This window comes from Planomonospora algeriensis (genome assembly GCF_977012225.1).
The window spans coordinates 1-2,893 of record NZ_CDRNDK010000640.1 but is presented as its reverse complement, the minus strand read 5'-3'; the positions used below and the strand labels follow the sequence as shown (position 1 = coordinate 2,893).

Genomic DNA, 2,893 nt, shown 5'->3' with positions numbered 1-2,893 from the left:
GGCGGCGGCCTTCGCGGCGGCGGCCAACGGCACCGCCTCCTCCCCCACCCCGTGCAGGACGGCGCCGGGCTCCCCGCTCTCCACCGCGGCGACGAACAGGTCGGCCAGGTCGTCGATGTGGACGGTGGCCCAGGCGGGCTCCCGGCCGCCCGCGGAGACGTAGCGGCCCCGGCCGTGCTCGGCGGCCTTGGCGACCAGCAGGGCGGGGATGCCTCCGGCAGCGCCGTACACGATGCCGGGCCGGACCACCACGCCGCCGGAGGCGAGCACCCGCCGCTCGACGGCCGCCCGGAACGCGACGAGCGGGATCGGGTTCAGCGGGCTCTCCTCATCCGAGGAGCCGGCGCCGAGCACCCAGACGCCGCTGGTGTAGACGACCTTCGCCCCGCCGGCCAGCAGGGCGTCGACCGCCGCCGTCTCCACCGCCTCCTCCCCCGTCGGGCGACGGCGTGCACGACCGCGTCCACGTCCGCGGCGGCCGCGGCCAGGGAGGCGGGGTCGGTCACGTCGCCGTGCCTGACCTCCGCCGCCCCGGGCACGGAACGGACCTCGCCCGGCCGGGGCCGGATCAGGGCCACCACCTCGTGGCCGTGCTCCGCGAGCCGCCCGGCGACCGCCGAGCCGATGTAGCCGGTCGCCCCCAGCACGAGGACCTTCATCTTCTCCACCTCGAAATCTTCGACATCGAAACTTGTGACGGCGAAACGTTAAGGCGATGATCGGGGATATGTCAAACAGTTCGATGTCGAAGATTTCAGGTAGCATGGCCCGATGAACGACGCCGTGGACCGGATCCTCGACCAGTGGGCCGCCGTACGGCCCGGCCTGGACACCTCCGCCATGGGCGTGGTCGGCCGGATCTCCCGGGCCTCCCGCCTGCTGGAGCGCGGGGTCAGGACCCACTTCGACGAGCACGGCCTCGAACCCTGGGAGTTCGACGTGCTGGCGACCCTGTTCCGCGCCGACCGGACCCTCTGCATGCGCGAGCTGGCGGAGGCCGCCATGGTGAGCTCGGCAGCGCTGACCAACCGGATCGACCGCCTCGTCGCCAAGGGTCTGGTCACCCGCGCCACCGCCGAGGACAACCGCCGCCTCGTCCTGGTCACCCTCACCGAGACCGGTCACCGCCTGGTCGGCGACCTCGTCGACGGCCACGTCGCCAACGAGGACCGCCTGCTCGACGGCCTCACCCCCACCGAGCGGGACGAGCTGGCCGCCCTGCTCCGCAAGCTGCTGGGCTCGCTCGGCGACACCGGCCCCTGACCGTCCGGGGGCCTCGGAGACCGCCCCCCGCGCGCCGGGGACGGCCCGGCGCCCGTCCGCCGAACCCGCGGTCAGTAGACCGAGATGTGCGGATGGTCGTAGTGGTTGGCGGTGACGCCGCCGCGGTCCGACATGGTCCGCCAGGTGCCGGTGCGCACGTGCCAGATGCGCTGGCGGAAGATGACGTACATGATGCCGAGCCGCCGGGCGTTCTTGATCGCCCAGGCGGAGATCTCGTCACCGCGCCGGGTCTCGGCCGCCGTCGGCATGGCGCCCCCGCTGCTGAGCATGAAGTCGCAAGCCCGCCCCAGCGGGTGCTCCCCGCCGCCGGCGATGCCCCCGTCGACCCGGTAGCAGCCGATTCCGAACCGGGAGCCGAAGCGCTGCGCGATCAGCTGCCGGACCAGCCGCATCCGGGGGGTGATGTGGTCCGGGCCGGACGGCAGCTGGGGCACCCAGGTGCCGTCGGCCCGGCGGATCCCGGGGGTCGGGTAGAGCAGGTCGATCTTGTCCTTGATCTGCCCGATCAGCTTCTCGGCCCGCTTCTTGTCGTCGTCGAGCCCCTTGAGCGCGTCGCGGAGCTCGGCGGCGCGTTCCCGCGCCGACTCGCGGGCCCGCAGCTGGGCGTCGCGCACCTCGGTGAAGCTCCGCAGCCTGGCGTCCTGGGCGGCGGCGACCTGCCGGGTCAGGGCCAGGCGGTCCAGCAGGACGGTGGCGTCGGCCTCGCCCACCAGCGCCGCCAGCGACGTCAGGCCGCCGGTGCGGTACCGCTCGGCGGCCAGCAGGCGGATCTCCCGCGCGGCCAGGTCGAAGTTCCGCTGCGCGCGCTCCAGGTTGCCGCGGGCCACCTTCTCGATCCGCTCGACTTTCTCCAGCCGGACGCGCGCCTCGTAGTACTCGGCGATCAGGGTCTCCGACCGCTGCTGCAGCTGGGCCAGCTCCTTGCGGAGCTGCTTGGCGCCCGGCTTGGGCGCGGCGTGACCGGCCGAGGTGGCGCTCAGGCACAGGGCCACCGCGACGAGGCCGGCGAGCAGGGCCCGGAGCGCACCGCAGTACCGCTCCCCGCGGAGTGCCGCCGCCACGCTTCCCCTCTCGCCGAAGATGTGAGTCGCCGGCTGCCGGGATGCCGAGTTGGGGCGCTCTTCGTCCGATGGACGATATTAGGGGATGATTCATCCACCTGACCGGCCGGACCGAAAACCCGTTCTCCTGGCACGTTCCGATATGGCCGGGCTCAGCCGCGCCCGGAATCCGTCAGTCCCGCCGCGCGGCGGCACCGGGCGTCCGGCGTCCGGCGGTGGCGCCTCCGGCACGGTACGGGGCCCCGGGCCGGGAGGTCAGGCCGCGCTCTGGGAGGGCGCCACCTGGAGCATGTCGTCGATCCGCGCGGGCGGGGGCGGGCTGGGAGAACAGGTAGCCCTGGGCCAGCGGGCAGCCCATCTGCTGCAGGACCGCGGCCTGCTCCCGGGACTCGACGCCCTCGACGACGGTGCTCAGCCCCAGGCTGGCCGAGAGCTCCAGGATCGCCTTGGTGAAGGCGCGGGCCTGGCGGGGGTCGGTGTCGGTGAGCGGGGCGGTGAACGACCGGTCGATCTTGAGGATGTCCACCGGGAGGGTCCGCAGGTAGGCC

The 2,893-nt window shown here is 73.7% G+C and carries 4 protein-coding genes and 1 pseudogene; 1 reads left to right on the top strand and 4 read right to left on the bottom strand.

Annotation, left to right across the window (positions count from 1 at the left end; genetic code table 11):
- Together ACWJ6R_RS33810 and ACWJ6R_RS33805 are read right to left on the bottom strand one after the other, a co-directional pair.
- A pseudogene (locus ACWJ6R_RS33810) lies at positions 1-423 on the bottom strand (hypothetical protein); the annotation flags it as partial.
- Complete coding sequence (locus ACWJ6R_RS33805) at positions 315-659, bottom strand: NAD-dependent epimerase/dehydratase family protein (protein ID WP_449066115.1); 345 nt, start codon at positions 657-659, stop codon at positions 315-317. The gene ACWJ6R_RS33805 and the pseudogene ACWJ6R_RS33810, both read right to left, overlap by 109 nt.
- A 112-nt stretch (positions 660-771) precedes the next feature.
- Here ACWJ6R_RS33805 and ACWJ6R_RS33800 point away from each other — a divergent pair, with 112 nt between their 5' ends.
- The gene (locus ACWJ6R_RS33800) at positions 772-1,263 is read left to right on the top strand and encodes a MarR family winged helix-turn-helix transcriptional regulator (RefSeq protein WP_449066114.1); all 492 of its coding nucleotides are present in this window, start codon (positions 772-774) and stop codon (positions 1,261-1,263) included.
- A 71-nt stretch (positions 1,264-1,334) separates the two neighbouring features.
- Here the strand turns inward: ACWJ6R_RS33800 and ACWJ6R_RS33795 are convergent, their stop codons facing one another.
- Positions 1,335-2,345, bottom strand: a complete 1,011-nt coding sequence (locus ACWJ6R_RS33795; protein ID WP_449066113.1) for a coiled-coil domain-containing protein — start codon at positions 2,343-2,345, stop codon at positions 1,335-1,337.
- Positions 2,346-2,517: 172 nt separating this feature from the next.
- The coding region (locus ACWJ6R_RS33790; RefSeq protein ID WP_449066112.1) for an EAL domain-containing protein at positions 2,518-2,893 on the bottom strand (376 nt) is incomplete at its 5' end.